This window comes from Rhizobium sp. 01L419 (genome assembly GCF_056400025.1).
In genome coordinates this window covers 1-424 of sequence record NZ_JBFTSM010000064.1, presented here as the reverse complement: position 1 = coordinate 424, position 424 = coordinate 1, and the positions used below count along the sequence as shown (strand labels likewise).

1 protein-coding gene is annotated in these 424 nt (G+C 58.0%); it reads left to right on the top strand.

Going from position 1 to position 424, the window contains the following annotated elements; all coding sequences use genetic code 11:
- Positions 1–424, top strand: a 424-nt coding sequence (locus AC1DUP_RS36800) for an amino acid ABC transporter ATP-binding protein (protein WP_477837391.1), incomplete at both ends; no start/stop codon positions are given.

Sequence of the window (424 nt, the reverse complement as noted above, 5' to 3'; positions counted from 1 at the left end):
CGACCGACGTCGCCGTCGATATCGTCAACATGAACAAGTGGTATGGTGATTTCCACGTGCTCCGCGACATCAACCTGAAGGTCATGCGCGGCGAGCGCATCGTCATCGCCGGCCCGTCGGGTTCCGGCAAATCGACGATGATCCGCTGCATCAACCGTCTGGAAGAGCACCAGAAGGGCCAGATCGTCGTTGACGGCACGGAACTGACCAACGACCTCAAGAAGATCGACGAAGTACGCCGGGAAGTCGGCATGGTGTTCCAGCACTTCAACCTCTTCCCGCATCTGACGATCCTGGAAAACTGCACGCTGGCGCCGATCTGGGTGCGCAAGATGCCGAAGAAGCAGGCCGAAGATATCGCCATGCACTTCTTGAAGCGCGTCAAGATTCCCGAGCAGGCCAACAAATATCCGGGCCAGCTTTC